The organism is Pyxidicoccus sp. MSG2 (genome assembly GCF_026626705.1).
GTDB lineage: Bacteria > Myxococcota > Myxococcia > Myxococcales > Myxococcaceae > Myxococcus.
This window is the reverse complement of record NZ_JAPNKC010000001.1, coordinates 5,124,666-5,150,017: the sequence shown is the minus strand read 5'-3', so window position 1 is coordinate 5,150,017 and position 25,352 is coordinate 5,124,666. Positions and strand designations below refer to the sequence as shown.

General features: G+C 71.9%; 15 protein-coding genes. 7 read left to right on the top strand and 8 right to left on the bottom strand.

The features are described from left to right. Positions 1–14: 14 nt before the first annotated feature. Both OV427_RS19935 and OV427_RS19930 read right to left on the bottom strand, forming a co-directional pair. Positions 15–677: an AHH domain-containing protein gene (locus OV427_RS19935; RefSeq protein WP_267857712.1), complete on the bottom strand. Its 663-nt coding sequence runs from the start codon at positions 675–677 to the stop codon at positions 15–17. A gap of 3 nt (positions 678–680) precedes the next feature. After that, positions 681–1,766, bottom strand: a complete 1,086-nt coding sequence (locus OV427_RS19930; protein ID WP_267857711.1) for a hypothetical protein — start codon at positions 1,764–1,766, stop codon at positions 681–683. A gap of 289 nt (positions 1,767–2,055) precedes the next feature. On the opposite strand from OV427_RS19930, the gene OV427_RS19925 reads away from it, so the two are divergent. The 3 genes from OV427_RS19925 (at position 2,056) to OV427_RS19915 (ending at position 6,279) form a co-directional block, all read left to right on the top strand. After that, positions 2,056–2,421 carry a hypothetical protein gene (locus tag OV427_RS19925; protein WP_267857710.1) on the top strand — a complete coding sequence of 122 codons (366 nt, stop codon included), beginning with the start codon at positions 2,056–2,058 and terminating at the stop codon, positions 2,419–2,421. A 64-nt stretch (positions 2,422–2,485) separates the two neighbouring features. Beyond that, positions 2,486–3,835 (top strand): CapA family protein, encoded by a 1,350-nt coding sequence (locus tag OV427_RS19920; protein ID WP_267857709.1) that lies wholly within the window; start codon positions 2,486–2,488, stop codon positions 3,833–3,835. Positions 3,836–3,978: 143 nt separating this feature from the next. Continuing rightward, positions 3,979–6,279, top strand: a complete 2,301-nt coding sequence (locus tag OV427_RS19915; protein ID WP_267857708.1) for a membrane dipeptidase — start codon at positions 3,979–3,981, stop codon at positions 6,277–6,279. Positions 6,280–6,393: 114 nt separating this feature from the next. On the opposite strand, the gene OV427_RS19910 is transcribed toward OV427_RS19915, so the two are convergent. Further along, positions 6,394–7,734, bottom strand: coding sequence for a chloride channel protein (locus OV427_RS19910; RefSeq protein WP_420718270.1), 1,341 nt, complete (start codon positions 7,732–7,734; stop codon positions 6,394–6,396). Positions 7,735–7,918: 184 nt separating this feature from the next. Here OV427_RS19910 and OV427_RS19905 point away from each other — a divergent pair, with 184 nt between their 5' ends. Continuing rightward, entirely contained in the window at positions 7,919–9,007 is a 1,089-nt protein-coding gene (locus OV427_RS19905; RefSeq protein WP_267857706.1) for an SGNH/GDSL hydrolase family protein, read from the top strand. Positions 9,008–9,111: 104 nt separating this feature from the next. Here the strand turns inward: OV427_RS19905 and OV427_RS19900 are convergent, their stop codons facing one another. Then, positions 9,112–10,044 (bottom strand): hypothetical protein, encoded by a 933-nt coding sequence (locus OV427_RS19900; protein WP_267857705.1) that lies wholly within the window; start codon positions 10,042–10,044, stop codon positions 9,112–9,114. A 108-nt stretch (positions 10,045–10,152) separates the two neighbouring features. Here OV427_RS19900 and OV427_RS19895 point away from each other — a divergent pair, with 108 nt between their 5' ends. Beyond that, positions 10,153–10,791, top strand: a complete 639-nt coding sequence (locus OV427_RS19895; RefSeq protein ID WP_267857704.1) for a hypothetical protein — start codon at positions 10,153–10,155, stop codon at positions 10,789–10,791. Between the two features lie 68 nt (positions 10,792–10,859). After that, positions 10,860–12,419: an apolipoprotein N-acyltransferase gene (lnt, locus tag OV427_RS19890; RefSeq protein ID WP_267863451.1), complete on the top strand. Its 1,560-nt coding sequence runs from the start codon at positions 10,860–10,862 to the stop codon at positions 12,417–12,419. 19 nt (positions 12,420–12,438) lie between these two features. Here lnt and OV427_RS19885 read toward each other — a convergent pair whose 3' ends face one another. Next, the gene (locus OV427_RS19885) at positions 12,439–13,950 is read right to left on the bottom strand and encodes a GMC oxidoreductase (RefSeq protein ID WP_267857703.1); all 1,512 of its coding nucleotides are present in this window, start codon (positions 13,948–13,950) and stop codon (positions 12,439–12,441) included. A 149-nt stretch (positions 13,951–14,099) separates the two neighbouring features. Here OV427_RS19885 and OV427_RS19880 point away from each other — a divergent pair, with 149 nt between their 5' ends. Continuing rightward, positions 14,100–15,011 (top strand): alpha/beta hydrolase, encoded by a 912-nt coding sequence (locus OV427_RS19880; RefSeq protein WP_267857702.1) that lies wholly within the window; start codon positions 14,100–14,102, stop codon positions 15,009–15,011. A 3-nt stretch (positions 15,012–15,014) separates the two neighbouring features. Here the strand turns inward: OV427_RS19880 and OV427_RS19875 are convergent, their stop codons facing one another. From OV427_RS19875 to OV427_RS19865, 3 genes are all read right to left on the bottom strand, one after another. Continuing rightward, complete coding sequence (locus tag OV427_RS19875) at positions 15,015–16,466, bottom strand: reverse transcriptase family protein (protein WP_267857701.1); 1,452 nt, start codon at positions 16,464–16,466, stop codon at positions 15,015–15,017. 402 nt (positions 16,467–16,868) lie between these two features. Continuing rightward, on the bottom strand, positions 16,869–18,707 hold the full coding sequence (locus OV427_RS19870) for an SWIM zinc finger family protein (protein ID WP_267857700.1): 1,839 nt from the start codon (positions 18,705–18,707) through the stop codon (positions 16,869–16,871). Beyond that, on the bottom strand, positions 18,704–25,213 hold the full coding sequence (locus tag OV427_RS19865; protein WP_267857699.1) for a HEAT repeat domain-containing protein: 6,510 nt from the start codon (positions 25,211–25,213) through the stop codon (positions 18,704–18,706). The genes OV427_RS19870 and OV427_RS19865 overlap by 4 nt, the downstream gene beginning before the upstream one ends. Positions 25,214–25,352: the final 139 nt, after the last annotated feature.

Here is a 25,352-nt window from a genome sequence, read left to right as displayed (position 1 = left end):
GTCAACCTCAGGGTTCAGAACGGTAGTTTGATCTTCTTGAAGATGCCCGCCAGTTGCTGCAGGGACACTCCAGGAGAGCGGCGGCTGGGATTCTTACCCATCGAAAACGGGTAGTACCACTTGCTCTTGTAGTCCTCCTCGTATCGTTTCCCCCAGCAGAGCCTGGTTCCCCCCTTCCGCTCACCGCGGTCCGTGAGCATCTGGCGGAACGTGTCGCTGGCGTCTTCGAGCTCCTTCTTGAGCCTCGCGATGTCGACGTCGTGGACCTCCTTCTTGGCGGTGAGGGAGCGCCAGACGTTCTCCGCGAGGTACTGCGAGACTTCGTCGGTGAAGCCATCCCGGGTGTTGTGGTCGACCTGATGGGACGGCAGGTTCTCAGGCTCCTGGCCCTTCGAGTCCACATATTGCCTGTTGGTGGGGAGCCCGATGAGGTTCTGCGGATTGTTGATGTTCCAGGGCGTCACCCAGAGACAGGCCTCCAGGTAGTCGGGCAGCTCGGGAGGCTCCTTGGGGTAGTCCGCCTTGCGCTTGCCCACGGAGGACACACACACGATGTGGTGGGCCTGCCAGAAGCCCTCGCGCTTGAAGCCCGAAGCGCAGTTGTTGGCATAGCCCTTCACCCGCTCCGTGACGATTTCCCGTTCGCGCGTCTGGACGATGTGTTCTTCCAGGCTCATGGCCTATCTCCCGGTGTCTGGGTGAAGTCGTTCCCGCTGCTCGTGGACCCGCCCCAGCATCATTCCCGCGCGGTGGCCGTCATCGCCGGACACCAGGAGCAATGCGTGGTGTCCCCGGGCGTAGTTACGGGCGAAGGCCCGCGCGGCCAGGCAGAGCGCGAGCAGCGGTGAGGCGGTCCCTGTCTCGCCGAAGCTCAGGGCCGGGAGGTAGGAAGCCCAGCCGCCAATGCGGCAGGTGTCCCGTGCCCGCAGCAACGTCTGGCCCCACTCGCGCGCCCGGAACTCCTCTCCGTTGAGGTCGAGGTAGAGGCTGCCTTCCGGAAGCTCATGGGCCTCGGCCTGCATGAGGGCCTTCGTGAGGACCTCCACCAGCGCGCGGCCCATGGGCGGCGCCTTCGCGTTGAAGCACTGGGGCTCCTGGGCGGTGACAGGCGCGAAGAGGTATGCGTGAGGGCGCTGGCCGCGCTCGCTCAGCGTGTCGTGACGCTCGAGAAGGACCGCCACGGTCGCCTCTCCCGGCATGAAGCCCACCGGATGGTCGGGCGTCTTGAGGCGACGCGCGCTCAGCAGGGGCTCGGTGCGCTCCGGCGACACCAGGGAGTCACACGCCAGCACCAGGGCCTGGTCGCAATGCCGCTCACGGAGCAGACGAGTGGACTCGGCCACGGCTTTGACAGTGCCCCCGCGCTCTTCCAGGAGGATGTGGATGGACTGTGGCCGCGGCGCCAGGCCCGTCTCCTCCTGGATCCGCGCGACCAGCAGCCGCGCGATTTCTTCCGCGGACGAGGGCGGGGAAGTCCCCAGCCCCAAGTCACGGGGAAGGCAGAGGAACCATTCGAGCCGCTCCTGCCGCAAGACAGGCGCGGAGGCACGCAGGTCCTCCAGCGCCGCGAGGCACAGCTGCACGAGCCGGCCGAGTCCCTCGAAACCGTCCGTCAGCGGGCCCGCGGTGTGGCCGGTGAGTGGGACGAACTCACGTGTCTCGTCATCGACGCAGGGGCTGTCCACCAGCTCCTGGGCCCGAACGATGCCGGCCCGTGCCGCGGCTGCTGCCTGGATATGCGCGCCCAGGGACGTGGCGGCTCCCATGGCACTGAGCGCAACAGTTCCTGGAACGGCAGGTGCCCGTTGCATGCAGCGGCCTCCACAATCCAGCGATTGCCCGTGCAGCCCCCCGCATCCCTCGCTCCCGCATCATGCCATGCCTTCAGGTTCCGAGGGGGTGGCCCGCTGGCGATGTGAGGATTCGGCGCCCCTCTCAGATTTCCGAGTGGGGCGTTGGCTTCTTCCCGCGCCAAGTGCGCGGATTGTGGGGTCACCTTCCCTGGTCCGTGCCTTGCTATCGGGTTGCTCCTGCCACTCTCGTGAAGGAGCACCGATGCGCTGGACGCTGATGCTGGGAGGTTGCCTCGCCGTCCTGGGCCTGGGGGCCTGTGGCTCCGCGGACGACGAGGGAGCGCTGCGGCAGGGACGGCTGACGCTGCGGGACGGGCAGTCGCTCGACCAGGCGCAGGCGTGCGGTGTGAACCTGCCCCAGTGCGCGCAGGGCCTCAGCTGCATCTCCTTCAAGCTGGAGGGCGTGTCCCAGGCGCGCTGTGTGAACGGCTCCACCGTCTGCGAGGAATTGCTTTCCTGCACCGGCGGAACAGAGTGCGTCATCCTCGAGTCGTACCCCGCCCAGGTGGCGTGCTCCGGCAGGTGCACCGGCCCGGACTGCGACGCGTCCGTGTCCAGCTCGCCCTGAGGGCTGGGGCCGTCGCAACCCAGGGCTTCCGTCCGAGTCGGGTGGCTGGACTAATGTCCTCCGCGTGACTCTTCCCGCGCTGCTGCTCGTGCCCGTGCTGTGCGCCGCCACGCCCACCCACGTGGAGCTCGTCTTCGGCGGGGACGTGATTCCCCACGGCGAGGTGAAGAAGGTGGCCACGCTGCACGCGCGCACGGGCGCGAAGCCGGCGGACGGAAGCGCCGCGCCGTCGCTCAACCACGAGGGCTGGGACCATGTCTTCGGGCCCATCACCGACGTGCTGCGCACCGCCGATGTGGGCGTCGTGAATCTGGAAACGCCCGTCACCGACAACCGGAAGGCCGTCACGCGCGAGCTGCTCTTCAACGCGCCGTCGGCCATGGTGCGGGCGCTCGCTTCTTCCGGTGTGAAGATGGTGTCCACCGCGAACAATCACGCGAGGGACCAGCACCCCGCCGGCCTCGTGGAGACGCTGGGCCATCTGGACGCGGCGGGCTTGCGCCACGCGGGCACGGGCCCGTCGAAGTCCGCTGCGTGGGAGCCCGTCTTCATGGACGTGCGCGGCATGCGGCTGGGCTTCCTGTCCTTCACCCGCTGGCTCAACGGCTTCAGCAACCCGAAGGACGAGGCGGCACCGCACGTCGCCTTCGTGCCGTACCCGCAGCACCGCCACCTCCGCGGCCTCGAGCCCGAGCAGGCCGTGGAGGCCGTGCGCGCGGCGGCGGCCCGCTGTGACGCGCTCATCGTCCTGGTGCACTGGGGCATGGAGTACAAGGACTCGCCGCATACGGATGACCGCAAGCTGGGCCGCGCGCTGCTGGACGCGGGCGCGAAGGCCGTCATCGGCCACCACCCGCATGTGCTCCAGCCGCTGGAGGCCTACGCCACCGCCGACGGACGGCGCGGGCTCATCGCGTACTCGTTGGGCAATCTCGTCGCGAACCAGGACCGCTTCTACCGCCACGTGCCCGGCACGAAGGGCGCGGCGGGCGACAAGCGCGACTCCATGCTGCTGCGCGTATCGCTGGTGCGCCCCGAGTCCGGCGCCCCCGTGGTCCTGGAGGACGTGTCCGTGTTGCCGGTGTGGATTGAGAACAACGCCGTGGGCCGCGCTCGCAAGGAGGCCCGCAACATCCAGCCGGTGCTCATCGACCGGGAAGTGGAGGCCGTGTCGGAGCGCCTCGCCGCGCTGGCGGCCCGGCCCGCGCCGCTGGACAAGGCCACCCGCGCGGAGAAGGCGCTGCTGGAGCGGCGGCTGGCCGGCGCACAGCACCGGCGCGAGCGCATCCTCCGCATGTTGCCCACGGGCTTCGCCGTGGCCTCGCCCGAGCTGCGCCAGCGCGAGGCGAGCGTGCTGCCCCAGACGCCCGGCCCCGGGGGCGGCGGACGGATGGCGTCGCAGTCGGCCCCGTGAGCGTCAGCGGCCGGAGGGCCTCGCGGACCGTGCAGTGAGGGCTTCGCGCTCCCGGTAACGGGGTTACGTTTCAACGCGCCATGGCTTGAACTCCGGGTGTGGGCTGACGCTAACTGGTCGGCTCACCTTCGAAGGGAGCCCCCGTGTCCCATCCCCGTTTCTGGAGACGCTGTTCCGCGCTGGCCCTGGCGCTGGCCCTCGGTTGTACCCCCGTGCAGGAGGAGCCCGCCGAAGCGCGGCCCGAGCCCACGGCCGCCACCGCGCAGGAACTGGGCGTGGGCGGCTTCGCGGAATTGCACCACCACATGTTCGCGGAGGAGGCCTTCGGCGGCGGCTGGTTCCACGGCACCGTCACGGACGCGCTGTCCCGGTGCGATGGCGGGTGGCCGGAGAGCGACCACGCCCGCGTCCGCATGGACCTGAGCGGGCTGCTCAACCTGTGCCCCAACTCCGGCGGTGTGGACCTGCGCGGCGTGCCGATTCTCGCGGGCCTGTTCGGCATCGGCGGCGCGGTGGGCTCGGAGTTCCTCGGCAAGATTGAGGGCACTCAGGGCGACACCGGCCTGCATGACGGCCGCCGCAACCCGAATACGGAATGGCCGCGCTGGGACACCATCGCCCACCAGCAGTCGTGGGAGGGCTGGCTCAGGCAGGCACACCAGGGCGGCATGTCGCTGGTGGTGGTGTCCGCGGTGAGCAACAAGTTCCTCTGCGAGGCGCTGCCCCCGCAGAACCGCACGCGCCCGTGCGACGAGATGGTGGACGTGGAGGTGCAGCTCCAGAAGGCGCGCGACTTCGCCGCCACCCGCGACTGGGTGGACCTGGCGCTCACGCCCGCGGACGCACGCCGCATCATCTCCGAGGGCAAGCTGGCCATGGTGCTCTCGATTGAAACGAGCAAGCTGTTCGGCTCCGCCGACTGGCGCGCGGAGCTGAACCGCTTCCACGCGCTGGGCGTGCGCACGTTGCAGCCGGTGCACCAACTGGACAACCGCTTCGGCGGCGCGGCGCCGCACAACGCCATCTTCCAGGCGGCGCAGTTCCTGGAGAACTGTCACATCGACTCGGACTGCGGGCTCACCGTGGGCGGGCTCACCCTGGGCTTCGACGTGGACTCGCAGTGCCGCAACGTGCGCGGCCTCACGGCGGAGGGGCAGCAGCTCATCGGGGCGATGATGGACAAGGGAATGCTCATCGACCTGGCGCACCTGTCCGAGAAGGGCGTGCGTGACGCCTACGCGGTGGCCGAGCAGCGACAGTACTACCCGCTCTACGTCAGCCACGGCCACTTCCGCGAGGTGATGAACGGCAAGCTGGCGGAGAACGAGAAGACGACGCCCGCGTGGGTGGTGCAGATGCTGCGCCGCACTGGCGGCATGTTCGGCCTGCGCACCGCGCACGACGAGACGCGCGCGTATACGAAGTCCGGCATCGCCAACAACTGCCAGGGCTCCAGCCGCTCCTTCGCGCAGGCCTACGAGTTCGGCCGCCAGGGGCTCAAGGTGCCCATGGCCTTCGGCGCGGACTTCAACGGCTTCATCCAGCAGACGCGGCCGCGCTTCGGGCCGAACGGCGCGTGCTCGGCGGGCTTCAGGGCGGAGGCCGACGCGCAGGAGCACGAGCAGGAGCTGTCCGGCCCCGGCCGGCTGGGCACCGCGTTCGACGAGCAGGGCCTGGCGCACGTGGGCCTCTTGCCGGACCTGATTCGCGACGTGCGCAACCTGGGGGCGAACACCGCGCCGCTGGAGAGCTCGGCGGAGACGTTCATCCGCATGTGGGAGCGCGCATCCGGGCCGCGCACCGGCATGGCGGACGCGGCGCAGGACATCGACACCAGCGGCGTGGCGCCGTGGGTGAAGCCGGAGGACCGCGAGCAGGCGTACCCCACGGTGTGCGGCGCGCACTACGCCCCGGACAGCAAGACGCTCAACGAGGGCTGCCGCTTCGACGCCGAGTGCATCAGCGACCAGTGCACCTCCGTGCTGTGCAACACCTTCGACGGCCGCTGCGTGTGCAACGACGACGGGGACTGCGGCGGCGCGGCGTACTGCCAGGACGAGATTCCGGGCAACCCGGGCGACAACGACTGCGTGGCGAAGAAGGGGAACTGGGACTCGTGCAGCCGGGACGGGCAGTGCCAGTCCGGCGCGTGCGGCGGCTGCGCCAACCTGGTGGGCTGGTGCTACACGCCCAGGTCCAAGGCGTATGGACAGACCTGCAAGGCGGACCGCGAGTGCACCACGGACCGCTGCAGCGCGGACTGCTACGTGAATCCCACGGGAAGCTGCCTGTGTGACAGCGACTCGCACTGCGGCACCAACCAGTACTGCGGCTGGGGACTCAACTCCGGCAAGTGCCAGAACAAGAAGGGCCGTGGCGCGGTGTGCTCGGCGGACCGCGAATGCCAGTCCGGGACGTGCCGCTGGTCGTTCACCTGCAAGTGAGGTGAGGGCGCCGGGGCCCGCGCGTGAAGCGGGCTCCGGTGCGCTCAGGCCTGCGTCACGCCTCACCGCGCGCTCCGGGCACCGTGGCTCGGGGCGCGTGGGGTTCGCGGCGTCCTATTCGGGCGCTCGCGGCCCGGGGGGCGTGGGGTTCGCGGTGTCCTCCCCGGGCAGCTCGCGCAGCGGCACCAGCCTCCGCAGCAGCGGCCCGCCGTGCTTCAGCCGAGCAATCCGCTGTGCGGGGTAGATGCCCCGGTGTCCCGTGAGCAGGTACGCCACCGTGGCGACAATCACCACGTGGGGCAGGACGCTCGCGCCCAGCAACTCCACCGCCATGATGGACAGCGCCAGCGGCGTGTTGGCCGCCGCCGCGAACAGGGCCGCGAGCCCCACCGCCGCGCCCAGGTCCACCGGCAGCCCGAGCAACCGCGCCAGCACGTTGCCCAGCGCCGCGCCGATGAAGAACAGCGGCGTCACCTCGCCGCCGAGGAACCCCGCGCCCAGCGTCACCGCGGTGAAGACGAGCTTCCACGCGAAGGCCGACACGGGCAGCGCCGGGTCCACGAAGGCGCGCAGGATTCCCGGCACGCCGAGACCCAGGTACTCGCTCGTCCCCGACAGCTTCCACAGCGCCACCACCGCCGCGCCGCCCAGCGCCATCCGCACCGGCAGCCACGGCACACGCTTCTCGGACTCCTTCTTCAGCCGGTGCGTCAGCTCCACGAACACCACCGCCACGACGGCGACGGCCACCGCGAACACCAGCCACTTCGCCAGCACCCACGCCGTGAGCGGAAGCGCCGTGGGCACCGGGTACACCGTGTGGTGGATGCCCAGCCCCCGCGTCACCAGGTCGCCCACCACCGCGGACACCAGCGCGGGCAGCAGCGACTCGTAGCCCAGGCGCCCCACCACCACGACTTCCAGTCCGAAGACGGCGCCCGCCACCGGGGTGCCGAACACCGAGCCGAACCCGCCCGCGATTCCCGCCGCCAGCATCTCCCGCCGCGTGTCCGGCCCCACGCCGAGGCGGCGCGCCAGCACGTCCGCGAGACTGCCGCCCATCTGCACCGCCGTGCCCTCGCGGCCCGCGCTGCCTCCGAACAGGTGCGTCAGCACCGTGCCCACCAGCACCATGGGCGCCATGCGCAGCGGGACCTGCGCGTCGTCCTCGTGCACCGCGTCCAGCACCAGGTTGTTGCCCCCGCGAACGGGCCCGCCCCACCGCCCGTACACCGCGCCCAGCAGCAGCCCCGCCAGAGGCAGCGCGTAGACGAGCGCCTCGTGCGACTCGCGGAAGTGCGTGGCCCGGTCCAGCAGGTACAGGAACACCGCCGATGCCACCCCGCACACACATCCCACCACCCCGCCCAGCAGCAGCCACTGCGCCAGTGCTCGGGCACCACGCGAAGGACTCACGCCGCGCACTCTAGGTCCCCATGAGACATGGTGAAACATTGCGTCAAACGTTGCATTGCGTCATCTGGACAACAGCGCACTGCGACAAAAGTCGGAGTCTGAGTTCACCGGTGTTTTCTGACATGACGCGTTATTCCGGATTCGGAGTGATTCTCGAATCAACTGCGTGTACGGTCCTGCTCCCCCCAAAAACCCCCACGGGTAGAAATCAAAGGAGCGGGGCATGTCCTTCCGTCGCAGCGGGATGTCCTTCGTCGCCATGTGCGCGGCCTTCACGGTCAGCGGTAGCGCGATGGCAAGCACCATCAACCAGAACGTCTCGTGGACCATCGACCGGTCCACGGCCACCACCAAGTACCGCGTGGTGGCGTACGGCGACTCCATCTACGCCGGCTACAACGGCGGCCTCAGCGCCGTGGCCCGTCGCGCCGCTCCGACGGTGCAGGGCGAGTACCTGGCGCAGAAGTGGAACGCGGACATCGAGGTGTACCGCCGCACCAAGTCCGGCGCCAAGGCCGACGACATCTACAACAACAAGATTGTCTCCGAGCGCTCGTACATGCAGGCGACGAACACGCGCGTCGTGATGTTCGAGATGTGCGGCAACGACTACCTGCAGGCCCGCACTGCCTTCACGGACCAGACGGGCACCTGTAACTACTCCGTCCTGGAGAGCGCGCTGACCGCCTGCACCACGTACACCGAGCGGGCCATGCAGGCCATCAACCAGTACGCGACGACGGCGAAGGTGAAGATCGTCTCCAACATCTTCTACCCGGGCTTTGCCGCGGACAACGTGCAGACCGCCTGCCGTGACTCGGCCACCGGGGCGACCATCAACAAGCAGACCAAGTTCCTGCCGCTGCTGGCGCGCAGCAACTGGCGGACCTGCAACCTGGCGGCGCAGTACGGCTTCCAGTGCGCGGACTCGTTCGCGGAGATGATGGGCGCGGAGTACGACTCCAACGGTGACGGGCAGGTGGACTCCGACGCCCTCCGCTACCGCGCGGGCGAGACGGAGGACGCGTACGTCACGCGCATCTCCTCCACGCTGCGCTCCACGCTGCGCGATGCGAACACGCACTTCGTGAACGCCAGCACCAGCTACGACTACATCCAGTCGGACAACACGCACCCGACCTACTTCGGCACCACCGTCAGCGTGGGCATCTTCGGCGGCACCGGCTCCGGCACGGCCGCGCCCCAGTTCACCGACGCGCAGATGCCCGGCGGCAAGAATCCCGAGTGGAACAAGAACGGCCACGACAAGATGGGCTGGGAGTCCTCGAAGTTCAATCCCGCCACGCCGTGATGCCCGCACCCGCACACCGCGGGTGAGCGCTTCGACAGGGCCTCCGACCTTCCACACGCGGGTCGGGGGCCTTTGTCTTTTCCGGACGGACGACTTCGTGCTGCTCAGTAGCCCACGAGGATGCGCACGAGGAGCAGCGCCATCAGCACCCCGTAGTAGGCGAACCGGTTCAGCCACTCGGCGCCGCGCCGCACGCCTCGTGCGTAGGAGGGCGTGAGCCAGGCCGCCGCGAAGGACACCCCCTCCACCAGTGCTCGGAAGAAGCAGGCGAAGAGCAGGAAGTTCACGAACACCTGCGAGTAGTCTCGCCCGAACGAGCGCAGCCAGGCCGCGAGCCCGTACATCTTGTACTCACCGAAGGGGCTACCAAAGGTGATGCGCTGGCCGAGCTGGAAGAAGATGCCCGTGGGCAGCATGGGGTAGAGCACCAGCTTGCCCACGAAGTGGTACCAGCGTCGACGCCAGAACGTGTGCCTCGCCTGGGCGTAGCGCACCAGCGGGTGCTCCCGCGCCGTGCCCAGCTGTGGGACATGCCAGCCGAGCGCCGTGAGCAGCGGCACCGCGTCCTCCACCTCCAGGCCGTGGCTGAAGGTGCGCCCCGACTTCATGCGCAGCGAGAGCCCGGGACCCGGCAGCGGCAGCTTCCAGGGGTGCACGGACTCCACGGCCTCGTAGGGAAGCTCCATCCGAGCGCCGCTGCGCAGCGTGAGCAGCAGGTGGGTGTCATCCACCTCCGCCGTCGCTCGGGTGCTCCAGCGGAGCACCGTGGAGAGGAGCCACGGTAGCGGCACTCCGAGCCCCAGGCCCCACACCAGCGGTCCGGGGGGAAGGGGGTATTGGCCCGGGAGCACGGCGTCCAGGATGAGCCAGCCGCTGAAGAAGAGCAGGCAGCCGAGCATCAGCCCTCGCGCCGCCAGGCCGACGCCTCGTACGAGCGGAGTCCAGGCGTGCACCGTGAAGCGCTCGGGGGCGGGTGCGCTGTCAGGAGTCGTGACCGAGGGTGTGCCGGAGGCCGTGGCGGTGGACGTGGGACTCATGGTGGCGAGCGAGAGTGGCGGGCTGCGTCGACCGGTGGGGGCCGCATTGCCTCGGGGGATGGCGCTCCGTAGCATACGCAGCCCGGTGGTTCGCGGGCGAGGGCGAGCATGAAGCCGCAGCACCCAGCTCCTGGACGACGCGTCGACAGCGATGGCGTCACGCATGTTGCTCCCACGCGCTCCGGCCGCGGCATGGGCGTGTGGCTCGTGGGCGGCGCGCTCGTCTTCCTCGTTGCGTGCATCGGCCTGAGTGTCTGGCTGAGCTCCTCGGAAGTGGAGGTGGAGGCGGTGCTCGAGGTGCCGCCTCCCGTCGTCCAGGCGCCGCCGCCGATGGCGGTCCAGGCTCCCGTGCGGCGTCCAGTCGCTCAGCGCCCGCAGCCCGTGGCCACGCCGCCATCCGAGCTGGCGGGGAACCCGACTCCCGTGGAGGAACCGGAGCAGCCCTACACCGGGCCCACGGGCACGCAGCTCTACCGGCCCGGCACCAAGCCCATGAAGCGCGGCATCGTCGTGCCCGAGGACTTCGAGCTGCCCCCCGGCTTCGTGCGCCACTACCAGTCCACCGACAACGGTGAGCGCGTGGCCGCCATCCTGATGTTCCATCCCGACTTCGAGATGAAGGACGAGCGCGGCGAGCCCATTCCCCTGCCGGAGAACCGCGTGGTGCCCGCGGAGATGGCGCCGCCGGGTCTGCCCATCCAGATGCTGCAGCTGCCCGAGGGCGCCGAGGCCGGGGCCGCACCGTGACGGAGGCGAGAGCGGGCCGTACGCGGCGCCTGGCCGTGGCGTTGCTCGGTGTCGTCGCCGCCACGGGGATGCTGGCGCTGTTCTCCGGGCTGCGGATGCCGTGGACGCTGCTGGGCTGGGTGGCGCTGGTGCCGTGGCTCGCGGTGGTTGATGGGGCACGCTCGCGGCGCGAGGCGCTGGGGCTGGGACTGGCGCTTGGCGCGGTGTTCTCGGCGGCGGTGTTTGGCTGGTTCGCGGGCTCGGTGCAGTCGTACTCGCAGGCCCCGCTGTGGGTGTGCTGGCTTGCGCTGCTGCTGATGTCGCCCGTGGTGCAGCTCCAGTTCCCGCTCGCGGCGCTGGCCCGGTATGTCGCGCGGCGTGCGGTGGATGCGAGTCCGCGCCTGTCGTGGCTGCCTCCCGTGGTCACCGCGCTCGTGTACGTGGGCGTGGAGTGGTTCGCGCCGAAGCTCTTCGCCGACTCGCTCGGACTGGGGCTGGTGACCCAGGAGTGGCTGCGGCAGGGCGCGGACGTGGCGGGCGCTCCCGGGCTCACGCTGGTGCTGCTGCTCGTCAACGAGTGCGTGCTCGCGGCGCTCCAGTCCCTTCGCGCCCCTGCTGAGCGCCGCCGCGCGGGGGTTCCGGTGGCCGTGGCCGTGACGTTGGTGCTCGCCCTGACGGGGTATGGCGCCTTCCGCCACGCGCAGGTGACGGAGGCGACGCGGCGTGAGCCGGGGCTGGTGGTGGGCGCCGTGCAGGCCAACATCACCAACTACGAGAAGCTGAAGGCCGAGCGCGGCACGTACGAAGTGGTGCGGATGATTCTCGACACGCACTACGAGCTGTCCGACGGGCTGCTGCGTTCGGGGCCCGTGGACTTCCTGGTGTGGCCGGAGACGGTGTACCCCACCACCTTCGGCACGCCTCGCAGCGAGGCGGGCGCGGAGCTGGACGCGGAGATTGCCGGCTATGTCGCCCAGCGCGGCGTGCCGCTCGTCTTCGGCACCTACGATTTGGACGGCGAGCGCGAGTTCAACGCCGCCATGTTCCTGGGCCCGGATGCGCGCGGCGAGCGGTTGGAGCACACGGCGTACCGCAAGACGATGCTCTTCCCGCTGACGGAGTGGGTTCCCGACTCCATCGACACGCCGACGCTGCGCGAGTGGCTGCCGTGGACCGGCCGCTGGAAGCGCGGCCCCGGCCCGAAGGCGGTGAGCTTCCGGCTGCGCGACGGACGCTCGCTCACCGTCGCGCCGCTCATCTGCTACGAGTCCATCTTCCCCTCGTACGTCGCGGACAGCGTGCGCCAGGGCGCGGAATTGCTGCTCACGCTGTCGAATGACTCGTGGTTCTCCGGCACGCCCGCGCCCCGGTTGCACCTGGCGCACGCGGCCTTTCGCAGCATCGAGACGCGGCGGCCCCAGGTGCGCGTGACGAACTCGGGCGTGTCCGCGCTCATCGACGCCACCGGCGCGGTGGTGGCCGAGGTGGATGACAACCAGCGCTCCGGGCTCGTGATGCGCGTGCCCGTCACCGCGCCGCTGTCGTCACTGGCGCTGGCCTGGGGGAACTGGCTCGGGCCGGTGGCGCTCGTGCTGGCGTCCATGCTGCTCGTGGGCGCGTCGCTCCACGGGCGCCGGGCGCGGCGTTAGCGCCCGGCGCAGGTGGGGCTCACAGCCTTCCGGACTTGAGCTCGCCGACCATGTAGTCGCAGGCGCGCACGGTGAGCGCCATCATCGTCAGCGTGGGGTTCTGCGGGCCCTGGGACACGAAGCAGGAGCCGTCGGTGACGAAGAGGTTGGGCACGTCCCAGCTCTGATTGAAGGGATTGAGCACGGACGTCTTCGCGTCCGTGCCCATCCGCGCGGTGCCCACCTCGTGGATGGCCATGCCCGGCGTGGACAGCGTGTCGTTGACCTTCTCCACCGTGAAGCCGGCCTCCTTCATCATCTCCTGGCAGGTGGCCACGGCGTCCCGGCTCATCTTCAACTCGTTGTCCGAGTGCTTGCAGTCGATGTGCGCGGCGGGGATGCCCCAGCGGTCCTTCACGGTGGGGCTCAGCGTCACGCGGTTGTCCGCGCTGGGCACCATCTCCCCGAAGGGGACGAAGTGGCAGTTGTCCCCGAAGGTGAAGACCTGCACGCCGTAGCCTCGCGCGAAGTCGGGCGCGCGCTCGGCGACGTTGCGGAACTGGGGGATGTACGCCCAGCTCTGCTCGTTGCGCTGCTGCTCGGCGGGCAGGTTCATCCGTGCCTCCAGGCCGAGCAGGTACGTGTGGTCCATCAGGTTGCGGCCGAGCTGCCCCGAGGAGTTGGCGAGCCCGTCCGGGAATGCGCTGTTGCGCGAGTGGAGCAGGAGGCGCGTGGACTCAATCGTCCCCGCCGCGAGGACGACGATGCGGCCATGGGCCTCGTACGTCCTGCCCGACTCCGCGTCGACGAAGGCGACGCCGGTGGCGCGGCCCGTCTTCGCGTCGTAGAGGACCTGGCTCACCACCGCGTGCGTGCGCAGGGTGAGGCGGCCCGTCTTCATGGCGGCCGGGAGGGTGACGGGCGCGTTGGCGGTGCGGCGCACGACGACGCGGCGCTCGGGCCAGCGGCGCTCCACGCGCTCCTTGAGGCGCTGCTCCGCGGGAATCATGGAGATGGACTCGGCGAAGACGGAGTCGGGCAGCGTGTCCAGCCCGTCCGCGTTGCCGCGCAGGCCCATCCACCGCTCCACCGTCTCGTAGTGCGGCACCAGGTCCGTCAGCGCCAGCGGCCAGTCCGGGCCCTGCCCGTCGCGGCTGCCGGCTTTGAAGTTGAAGTCGGACAGCCGGTAGAACTGGCGGCCGTGCGCCTTCACCGAGGTGCGTCCGCCCACCTGCCGCGCGCGAATCCAGGTGAAGGGCTGGTCGTCCGGCGTGGTGTAGGGGTTGTCCACGTCGTCCACGAAGGCGTGGGGGTGGAAGGGCCACGCGAAGGTGGTGGACTGGATGGGCTGGCGCTCCTTGCGGCGCTCATCCGTCTCCGTGCGGTAGCGCAGCACCTTCTGGCGGAGCCGGTGCCACGTCCAGAGCATCTTGTCGGCGCGCTCGGTGCGGCCGGCCTCGAGCACCAGCACGCGCAGCCCGGCCTCCGTCAGTTGCTTGGCGGCCCAACCGCCACACGCGCCCGAGCCCACCACCACCGCATCGAAGTTCATCCTGGACGAGCTCACAGCATCCCTGGTGCGACAGGGCCGGGGGGCCCTGTGAAAAGAAGAGCGAGTGTAAGCTGACCTGACTCGGATGTGAGCCCCCCGGCGGGTAGTGGACAGGCGGCCGGGCGCCGCTTCGAGGAGGACAGGCGGACATGAAGTGGCGGTGGCTGGTGGGTGGAGTGCTGGCGCTGGGGCTGCTCGCTGCCCTGGCCGTGTTCGGGCGGGCGTGGCGGCACTCGGAGGGGTACTTCCACTACCCGAAGCCGAAGGCCGAGAAGCCCGCGGACCTGGCGGAGGCCCGGGACGTGAGGCTGGTGGCGGCTGACGGGCTGGTGCTGCGGGGCTGGTACGTGCCTTCCCGCAACGGCGCCGCGGTGGTGATGGCGCATGGCCTGTCACAGACGCGCGCGGACCTGCTGCCGGAGGCGCGCATCCTGAAGGCCGCGGGGTATGGCGTGCTGCTGTTCGACCTGCGCGCCCATGGCGAGAGCGAGGGCGCGACGTCCACGTGGGGCGACAAGGAGCGGCTGGACGTGCGGGCCGCGCTGGACTTCGTGCGGGCGCAGCCGGACGTGGACCCGGAGAGGGTGGGGGCGCTCGGCTTCTCGATTGGGTCCGCGGCGGTGGCGGAGGTGGCGGCGAAGGACCCGAAGGTGCGCGCGGTGGTGCTGCTGTCCCCGTTCAACACGCTATGGCTGGCGGCGGCGTATGACTTCCGGCGCTTCGGCTTCGTGTCGCAGTCGGGCGCGCTGGTGCCGTTCTGGCGGCGCGGGATTGCGCTGGAAGAGGTGCGGACGATTGACGCGGTGGAGCGCATCCGCCCGCGCCCGCTCCTCATCGTCATGGGGACGGAGGAGTCCGGACAGCCGCTCGCGGATGAGCTGTTCGCGAAGGTCCGCGAGTACGCGCAGACGTGGCGGATTCAGGGCGCGGGGCACGGGAACTTCGCCGCGACGGAGCCCGTGGAGTACCCGCGTAGGCTGCGGGCCTTCCTGGATGCGGCGCTGCTGCCTGCCAGGGCGCCCGAGGTACCCCAGGCGCCCGAGGCTCCGGCAGCGCCGTGAGCGTCACGCCGCCGGGGCGGGCTCCTTCTCCTGCAGCTTCGACAGCTGCTCCATGAAGGCGCGGCCCTTCGCCGGGTCCGTCATGTGGATGAAGGCGGCCATGCCCTTGAGCTGGTCCAGCGACTCGCCCTCACGGGCCGGCTTGCCCTTCACGCGGTTGTGGATGGCGGCGCGCAGCCGGCGCACCACGTCGCGCGGGACTCGCGCCGCGGGCTGGCCTGCCTTCGCCTCATTCACCACCAGACCCGTCACCCGCTGCCGCGTGCCCTTGCGCGCCACGCGCGTCTTGTCCGGGTGCAGGCGGAAGCCCTCGCCCTCCACCACCGTCTGTACGCGCGACAGCAGCACCGCCACCGGCGGACGCTGGGAGCGCTTCGCCTTGGGCTGCTTCGCCTTCGTCCAGGAGAACGTCAGGTCATCCGCGTAGCGCGTGTACGCGAAGCCCAGCCGCTTCGCGAGCGCGGAGAGGCGCTTGTCCAGGCGCAGGCACAGCGCATTGGTGATTCCCGGTGACGTGGGCGCGCCCTGCGGCAGCGCGCGCGGGCCCTTCGCCACGTGCAGCAGCTTGCCGCGGAACTCCACCGCCTCGCGCGGGGCCTCGGTGGCCATCAGCGCGAGCAGCGTGGAGGTGTTCTCCGGCAGGCCGCCCTTGCGCAACAGGCCCTTCACCCGCCGCCACGTGACGGAGGGGAAGAAGTCCTTGAGGTCCACCTTCACCACCACGTCCGCGCTGGCATGGGCCAGCGCGTTGGTGAGGATGGAGCGCCCCGCGATGAAGCCGTGGGCCGCGCCGTGCACCGGCAGCCGCTCCACCACGTTCGCCAGCACCCAGCGCTGCGCTGCCTTCAGCTCCGGCTTGGGTGACGTAATCGTGCGCGAGCCGCCGTCGCGCTTCGGAATCTTCCAGCTGATGTAGTGCGTGGCCGTGTCCACCTCGCGGTGGAACGCGAACCAGCGCAGCTTGGACACGCTCAGCCCCAGCGCCTTCGCCAGCGCCTCCGCCGAGCCCAGCTCCGCCAGGCCGTTCGCCTTCGCGCGCTCCTCGCGGTCCGCGACGTCGAACTTGTCGGCTCCGGCGTCCTCTTCCCAGTGCACGCCCGCGCCCAGGTGGCCGACGTGGGTGGCCTTCCACGCCTCGTGGGCCTGGCGCTCCAGGGCGCGGCGCTCGGTGGCCTCGGCCTTCTTCTTCTCCTTCCAGGCCGTCTTCTCCTTCTCCGACGCCTTGGAGAAGTCGAGGTCGCTGACGGCGATGCCCTTGGAGACGAGCTGGCTCTGTACCCAGGAGTCGGCGCCGCCGGACTCTTCAATCGCCTTGGCGCGAAGGAGGAGCGCCTCGTGGGCGGCGCGGCGGACCTCGCGCTGGGAGACGGCGTTGGCGGCGGGGGCCGAGGGCGCGGGGGTGGGGACGGCCTGCGGCGAAGCTGCGGGGACGAACGACTCCAGCCTGGCGGTCATGTCAGCACCTTGGGCGGGCGCGGCGGCATCGGACGGGACGTGGCGCGAGCAGTCGAGGGAGGCCGGGAAAGCACCACCATCTTACCTGGGGCACGGTAGCCTCACCGGCTCTCCACTCCTAGGCACTGCGCCCGGGGTGGGTAAACGGCGTTCGCGTCGTTGGCTCAGCTACCCACCCCGGGCGCAGTGCCTAGGAGTGAGAGAGCCAAGAACAGGCTACCTTGCGGAGAGTGTCCTGCATTCCAACCGGAGCGGCGCAACACCGCTCCCGCGCTCGAGGCGCTCAGGCTGATGCACTCCAGACCTCTCTCGGCTGCTCGCGCGTGAAGCGCATCTCGTCGTCGTTCCGTCGCTCCAGTCCTGCCGGCCGCCGCTGAGGCAGCCGGGCCGTGAATAGGGGGTTTACACCAAGGCCGAGGCCGCGTCGATGTAGCCTTCAGCCGCCAACTTCTCCAGGCGCGAGAAATAGGCCCCGCGCGCCTCTGCATCCGAGTCGAACCAGAGCCGCTGGTGACGCGACTCGCCAGTGCGCGGGCCCCACTCCACCGCCACCACCTGCCCGTCCAGGGACACGCGGTACACGGTTTCGAGGCCACTCTCCGCGTCGCGGCGCACGTAGGAACGCGTCTCCGCGCGGATGAGCTTGCGGCCCTCCGGCGTCTGGCGAAGCGCCTCCTCCTCCGCGCGGCGGCGAGAGTACGCCAGGCGCAGCGCGAGCAGGTGCTCGCAGGGGCCCTCGCGAACGCCGGAGCGGCGGTGGTGCGGGCAGCCGCAGTTGGCCTCGCGCAGGCGGCCCTCCACGTCCAGCATGAAGCTGGGGAAGAAGCTGCGCACGGCCTCGCGGTCCACCACTTCGCCGTGGATGCGGGTGCCTTCGCCCACGACTTCGTGCACCTTGGTCAGCTTCACCTCGCCCGCGCCTTCCAGCAGGCGGTGGGCGCGCGCCTCGAGCTCGCTGCCGTAGCGGATGACGGCCTCGTCCACCGGGGTGGGCATCAGCTCGCGCGGGCGGTACTCGCCCCGGGCCACGTCGAAGAGGACGCGCCCGCGCAGGCACTCCAACTGGAGCGCGGCGCGCACGGATTCCTTGGGCGCGCCGGCGTTGGCGACGAGCGTCTCGAAGGACAGAGGCCCTTCCGCGCGCAGCCGGTTGCGCAGCTTCTCCGCGAGCCCGTCCGGCACCGCGCGGGGCATGAGGGCGTCGAAGGCGGCGGCGGAGGACCAGCCGCTCTCCGTCCAGCCCGTGAGGCCGAGCGTCAGCGTGGCCGCGCCCATGTCGATGACCCAGAACACCGGCAGGCCGGGCCCCAGGAGCTGCACCCGCACCGAGTGCGCATGGGGCAGCAGGCGCGCGAGCGCGGCGAGGCGCTGGCGGCCGAAGGTGCGCACCACCGCGGGGGCGCTGCCCGTGTACGTGCCGCCGTGGGCCTCCAGCACCAGCTCCCACGGCTCCAGCACCAGCCGGGGCGGGGCGCCGGGGACGAGCTCGAAGCGCAGCGCGCGCGGGGCCTTCTTCGCCTTGCGGGTGCGCAGCGCGAAGAGGAGGTTGTAGAGGTCCACGGGCGCAAGCTGGCAGGTGCTCGCCGGCAGCGTGGCGGCGGACTGCACCTGGAGGAAGCCGCGCAGCCACGCGTGCGGTACCTCCACGTTGCGCGGCTCACGCGCGGGCTGCGAGGGACGCGCGGGCAGGGCGACGTGGGCCTCCAGCGACACGGGCACGTAGGTGCGCAGCCGGTCGAGGCGGGCGGGCAGCTCCGGGGGCACGTCCAGGAAGGTGGAGCCGTGCGCGGCCTCGCGGCCGTCGAAGAGGGCGTTGTCGAAGGACAGGCGCGCGTAGGCGCTCTCGTCGCGGGAGAAGACCTCGAGCGACACGCTGTCCGGGTCCACGGTGAGGACGGGGTCCAGCACCGCGTCCTTCTTCTCCTCACCCTCCAGCGCGTTGTCGAGGAAGGCCTTCTGCGCCTCCCAGATTTGCGCGCTGGCCCGCTTCCCCTGCTTCATGAGGTACGCGAGGTACGCGGTGCGGTCCTTGCCCCGGTAGCGCAAGTCCGAGGAGAGGATGCCGAAGGTGGCGGCGAGCGCGTCGCGGAAGAGGGCGGAGTCCTTCACGCGGCCGCGCACGCCCACGGTGCCGCGCGAGCCCTCCAGGGAGAGCAGCACGCGCGAGGCGTCCGGCGCGGCCTCCACGTCGCTCGCGGTGGCGTAGCGCAGCTCGACGGGATGACGGGTGGCGGTCGTCACGACGGAGTCCCTTCCTTCCGGGTGCGCTCGGCGGCGCGGCGTGCACGTTTGTGGGCGCGCCATGCGGCCTTGCGCACGTCCACGGGTTGCGAGTTGTCGAAGGCGGCATCGTGCAGCAGCTTCGCCGCGTCGTCACCACCCGCCCGGCCCAGCGCGGCCCAGGCGTCCTGCTTCACGTCGGCCTTCGTGCTCCGGGCCAGGGCCAGCAGCGGCTCCACGGCCTTCGTACCCAGCAGCGCGGGCACGGTGAGGCGGCGGCCCTCGGAGGTGGTGAGCGCGTCCGGCGTCGGCTTCACACCCGTGGGGCCCAGGGCCACCGGGTCGAAGGGCTTCACCTCCAGCGCCCACGTGGTGGCGCGCTCGGGGGCGAGCTTCGCCAGCGCGGCAGCCGCCGCGGCGCGCACCTGGGCGTCCGGGTCGCTCAGCGCAGCGCGGAGGGTCTCCGCCGCGGCGGTGCGCTCCTTGTCGGAGAGCACGGCGGCGGACTGGAGCGTGCCGCCTGGCGTGCCCAGCCGACCGAGGACGCGCGCGGCCTCCTGCCGGACGCGGGCGGGGGCTCCGGCCTCACCACCCTGGAGGATGGTGCGCGCGGAGTCGAAGAGGGTGGAGGCCCCCAGGCGGGAGCCGGCCCACAGGAGCCGCTCCCACGCGGCGGACAGCGGCTTGCGCCTGGGCGCGGGCGCCGCGGCCCACTCGGTGGCGGTGCGGCGCTCGGCCGTCACCACCGCGCGGGACACCGCGGCCACGTCCACCTTGCCCGTCTCTCGCGCCTCACCCGTCCACGTGCCCACCAGGGACGCCGCCTCTTCGCGGGCCTCCGGCTTGTCGTTTCCGAGCAGCGCCACCGTTTCGGGCACGGGCAGGGCGCCGCGCCGGGCGAGCCCCCGCCGCAGCCTCAGGCGCAGGGCCACGTTGGAGAGCGTGGCCAGTCGGGGCACCAGCAGCGCCGGGTCGCCCTCGTCGGAGAGGTACGCGGCCGCCGGCTCGGAGACGTCCGAGTAGCGGCTGGCCACGGCGTGGAACTCCACCCGCGTGCGCTCGTTCGGGAAGAGCACGTCGAGCGCCTTGCGCGCCTCCTTGCGCACGTCCTCCTCGTCGTCGTCCAGCGCGAGGGCGAGGGCGGTCTCCGCCTCCGGGTCCTTCAGCTTCGCCAGTTCCTGCGCCGCCGTGGTCCGTACGTCCGTGTCCGTGTCCGGGTCGCCGAGCAGCGCCTCCAGCTTCACGCGAGCCCGCTCACCGCCGATGGCGCGCAGACCCCGGATGCCGGCCTGCTGCAGGTCCAGGGAGGTGCCCTCGACGGCGACGGTCTCCACCTTCTCCTCGACGCGGCGGCGGTCCTCTCCGTCCGGCAGCTTCGCGGCGAGGCGGCCCAGGCCCTCAATCGCGGCGGCCACCATGGAGGGCTCGGTCGGAGCCTCCGGCGTGCCACCCGCGGCCACCGTCTCCAGCTCGGAGAGGGCGCGCGCGTCGCCCAGCGTGCCCAGGGCCAGCAGGGCGCGCTCGCGCTGCCCGTCCTCGCCGGCGCGGGCGTACAGGAGCAGGGGCCGCAGCGCGCTGGCACGGCCCTGGTGCGCCACGCCCTCGGCGGCGGGCAGCATCAGCTCGCGGGCGCCGCCGCGCAGCACCTCCTCCAGGGGCTCCACGCTGGCGCCGTGCTCGATGACGCGCTTCGCGTAGCGGGCCACCGCTTCCGCGCGCACGGTGACGTCGCGGTCGGCGAAGAGGCCCACCAGCACCTCGGACTGGCCGGCCTCGGCGCCGTGCTCCAGCTCCTTCACGGCGGCCTGCCGCACCGCCGCGTCCTGGCTCTTCACCGCCTGGCGCAGGAAGCGCACGGCCAGCGCCGCGTCGCGCTTCTTCACGTCCACGCCGGCCACGTTCATCGCGGCGGTGACGCAGGCGGCGCGCACGGCGGCGGACTCGTCCTCCAGGCAGCGGCGGGCCAGCACGTCCAGGGCCTCCGCGCGGTGCGTGTTGCCGAGCGCCACCACCAGTCGCTGCCGCTCGTTGGCGTCCGGAGCGGCCGCGAGCCGAGCGGCCAGGGCGCCCACGGCGGCGGGCGTGGCCAGCCGGGCCAGGGCCTCCACCGAGCGCTTCGCGGCGGCCACGTTCTCCGAGCGCAGGAAGGCGGCGAGCACCTCCACCGCGCGGTCATCCCCGCGCCACGCCAGCAGCTCCGAGGCGCGCAGGCGCAAATCCTCGTGCTCGCTGGCCATGGCCCGGCCCAGCGCCTCGGTGACGCGCGAGTCGTTGGCACCGGCCAGCCGCTCAATCACCCCGACGCGCAGGTCCGCGTGCTCGCTGCCCAGCGCGGCCAGCAGCGGCTCCAGGCTGCCGGGCGGGCTGAGCTTCTCCAGCAGCTCGAAGGCGTAGCGGCGCACGTCCGCCAGCGGCGAGTTGAGCGCGGCGGCGATGCGCGGCTTCGCGACGTCGCCTCGCTCCGTCAGCTCATCCAGCGCGGCGCGGGCCACGTCCGGGGACAGCGAGGCCAGGGCGAGCGACAGCGGCTCGTCGCTGCCGGCGGGGTACAGCTCCTTGAGTCCCGCGAGCGCCGCCTTGCGGACGAGCTGGTGCGGGTCTTCCAGGGCGCGCAGCAGGGCGGCCACGGCGGCGGGGGTGCCGGCGTAGCCCTCCTGCGTGAGCTTCACCACGCGGTCCACGGCGTCGCGGCGCACGCGGTGGCCCTCGTCGTCGCCCGCGGACACCTGCCGCAGCAGGCCCACGTAGGCGCCGAAGGCGAGCCGGCGCAGGTGCTGCCGCTCCGCGCTGGTGGCCGCCTCGGGCGAGGCGCCCGGCACTCCCGGCTTCACCGCCGAGAAGAGGCGCCGCAGCCAGCTCTTCGCGGGCGTGGCCGACACGGGCGAGGTGGTGGGCGCCGTCTCCGGCTTCCACGGGGCCTCCAGCGTGCGCGGGCGGGCCACCTTCTGCGCCTCGCGGAAGTAGTCGAGCGGCTTGTTGCGCAGCAGCAGCACCTGGGCCGCCGCGTAGCGCTGCTCGGGCTGGTCGCTGGAGAGGGCCTCGGCGAGGCCGACCATGCGCTTGGCGCGGTCCTCCTCGGCGGGCCACTCCTTCATGTCGCCGGCCTTCTCCGGGCGCGGCGGCAGCAGGGCCTCCACCAGGTGGCCGCGCGACGCGTCCGCCTCCGTGCGCAATTCCAGCGCGCGGGCCGCGGCGTAGCGCACCTCCGGCCTGCCGCTGGAGAGGGCGCTGGTGAGCAGGTCGGGCGGCTCGCCCCGGCGGTTGGCGCGCAAGTCCCGGGCAAGGACGATGGCGAACACCATCTCCTGCACCTCGCGGGCGCGGTCCTCCAGGCCGTGCAGCAGGCCACCGTCGCCGTCGGGGCCCAGGGCCGCGAAGGAGAGGATGGCGCCGAGCCGAATCGGCAGGTGGTCATTGCGCAGGTTGCCGGTGAGCACCGGCAGGGCGCGCGCGTCGCCCAGGCGGGACAGGCCGTCCGCGGCCCACGAGCGCACCGCCACGTTGGCGTGCCCCAGCGCGTCCAGCAGGTAGCCCTCGTCACCCCGGCGACTGGCGGTGGCGAGGCCGCGGGCGCCCTGCTCCTGGATGTCGCTCAGTTCGTGCGGCACCAGCACGGTGGCGAAGAAGTTGAGCAGCCGCCGCGAGCCCAGCGAGGCCAGCGCGCGCGAGGCGCGGTAGCGCAGCGGGTTGAGGAACGCGGGCGGGTAGAGGCGCTCCAGGTCCTTGTCCGTAATCAGGACCCGCATCGGCTCGATGATGTCCTCGGCGCCGCGCGGGGCCAGCAATTCCGCGGCGCGCACGCGCACGTAGAGGGCGGCCGAGGCGATGCCCGCCAGCAGCGGGCCATTCTCGTTCGGCACCAGCTTGTCGAGCGCCTCCAGTGCGGCGACGGCGACATCGACATTCTCGTCCTGCACCAGCTTCAGCAGCGGCGAGCGCAGCGTCTCCACGGGCGCGTGGACGGAGCCCTTCGCGCCGGCAATCCGCAGGGCGGCATGCGTGGACGCGAGCGCCGCGAGGTGCGGCTCCGGCTTCTCCTTGCCAGCCAGCTTCACCCACGCTTCGTACGCGGCGGTGGCAACGCCCGCGTCGCGGTCCTCCACCGACTTGCGCAGGCGCTCCAGCGCCCAGCCCTCGGTGCCGCGCTGGGAGAGCACCTCCACCGCGCGGTTGCGCAGGTCCGGGAAGCGGCCGGACAGCGCGCGGTCCAGCGCCTTCTCGGGCACCTTCTCGTTCCACGCCCACAGCGTGCGGAAGGCCTCGCCGCGCACCTTGGCGGACTCGTCCTCCAGCGCGTCTCCGAGCAGCGGCTCCGCGCCCTGCGTCGCCGTGCCCAGCTTCACCAGCCTGTCGAGGCCGCGCACGCGCACGTCCTCGTGGCCGGAGCGCAGCGCGGCCTCGGCGGCGGACAGGGGCGCCTCCACGTCGAGCGCCACCACCGCGTCCAGCGCGGCGGCGCGCACGTCCGCGTCCGCGTCGTCCAGCATCCACACCAGCCGCTCACGGGCCCGGGCGTCCTGCAGCGCCTGGAGCGAGGTGGCGGCCTGGCGGCGGATGGCGGACTCCGGCTCACGGGAGAGCTGGAGCAGCGCGCCCAGCGCCCGGCCATCGCCGAGCTGCGCCAGGCCGCGCGCGCCCCGCACCGCCGTGTCCGCCGTGCGGCAGGCCATGGCGGCGAGCAGTGGCTCCAAATCCGACTCGACGAGCGCGCCACCGACGGTGCCCTGTGCGGGCAGCGCGTCGCGAGCGGCCTGCACCTCCGCGTCGGTGAGCGGCGCGTTGGCTGCGACACCCTGGGCACGGCGCGCACGCTGGGCGATCCGGCGGGCCACGTCGCGGGTGGCGCGGGCGAAGTCCTCGTCGCGCGACTCCAACGCGTGGGCCAGGGCGCGGCGCTCCAGCACGCGCACCGTGAAGGCCACGCGGCGCACGTCCGTGTCGGAGTCGTCCAGCGCGCGAGCGGCCAGCGGCTGGAGCTGTGCATGGCCCAGCAGGCCGGCCCCGGCGGCGCGGATGAGCACCTCCACCTTGAGGTGCGCGGGGCCACGCTCGAAGGCGGTGCGCAGGGGCTCGGTGCTGCCGCCCGGGGTGACTTCGGTGAGGGCGTCCAGCGCGGCCAGCCCCACGGCGGCCTCGCCGTCCGCGAGCTTTCCGGCGATGAGGCCCGGCACCAGCGGGGACGTGCCGCCCAGGAGCGCGAGCGTCTCCAGGCCGGAGACGCGGATGTCCGCGAAGCGCGAGTCCAGCGCGGCGCGCGGGGCGGCCAGGGGCGACTCGGTCTCCAGCGTCTGGAGCGCGGCCAGCGCGGCCTTGCGCACCATGGGGTGGTCGTCGTTGAGGCGCTCGCGCAGCTTCGGGCGCGCGGCGGTGCGGCCCTTGGCGGCCAGCTCCTGCGCGGCCAGCCGGCGCACCTCCGCCTCCTTGTCCGAGCCGAGCACCTGGAGGACGAAGTCGAGCGCCTCGGCCTCGTCCAGCGCGGCGGCCTCGCGCACCGACGCCTCGCGCTTGGGACGGCCGGCCTTGAGGGACTCCGTCAGCAGGTCGAAGCCATGCTGGTAGGAGTCGTGGTCGTCGCCAGGCTTGCCGTCCACCGCCACGCCGTAGCGGTGCGTGCGGCGGTCCTCTCCGGCCGCGAAGACGGAGCCCAGCGTCGACTTCGCCTGCCGGCCCTGCGCCGGCACGAAGGTGAGGGCGTTCACCGCCTTGCTGCCCACCTCCAGCGTGCGCGGCTTGCGGCGCTCGTCCAGGCGCCACGCCTTGACCTTGCCGTCGCTGCCAGCGGACCAGATGCGGTCGGCGGGCTCGTCACCGCCGGGCTCGGCGGCGGGCGTGGGCGGGAAGAGCAGGGCGAGCACGGAGCCGGCATGGCCGGAGTCCTTGTCGCCGCGCACCTCGAACTCCACCGCGCCGACGAGGTACCAGATGCGCAGCTTCCCATCGTCGCCACCGGAGACGAGGCGCCCGTCGCGCGGGGTGAAGGTGAGCGCGCGCACGGCGCCCTCGTGGCCGGGCATGTCGCGCCGGGCGCCGGTGGCCACGGTGAAGGAGCGCACCACGCCGTCATCGCCGCCACACGCCACGTACGTGCCGGACGGGTCCACCGCCACCGCGCGTAGCGGCTGGGGCGACGCCTTCCACTCGTTCAGCTTGCGCGTGGACTCCCAGTCCCAGGCGCGCACGGTGCCGTCCAGGCCGGCGCTGAAGAGCTTCTTCCCGTCCGCGCTGGACGCGAGCGCGGTGGCGCCGCCGGGGTGGACGCCGTGGAGCTGGAAGGGCGTCTTGCCGTCGGAGAGGGTGCCGAAGTGCAGGGTGCCGTCGGCACCGGCGGCGGCCCAGCGCTCGCCGGAGAGGGCGAGGGCGAGCACTGCGGAGGGCAATTCGGTGCTCCACAGCACCTTGTTGGAGCCCGGCTCGTACGCGGTGACGCGGCTGGAGGCGGAGGCGCGCGCCCCGCCCAGCAACAGCACGCGGGCGTTGGCCGCGAGCGCACGGACCTTCTCGATGTTTCCGATGGCGAGGACGGGCATGACGCTCCTTGCGGGGGGCCCTTCTTAACACTCCGCGTGCGACGGGTGGAGCCTGACTCGATGGGTCCATCACTTCGAACGGTGGGGGGGCGGCTGGCCACCCCCGGATTGATGTAGGCTCACCCCCCCGTTTCTCCCC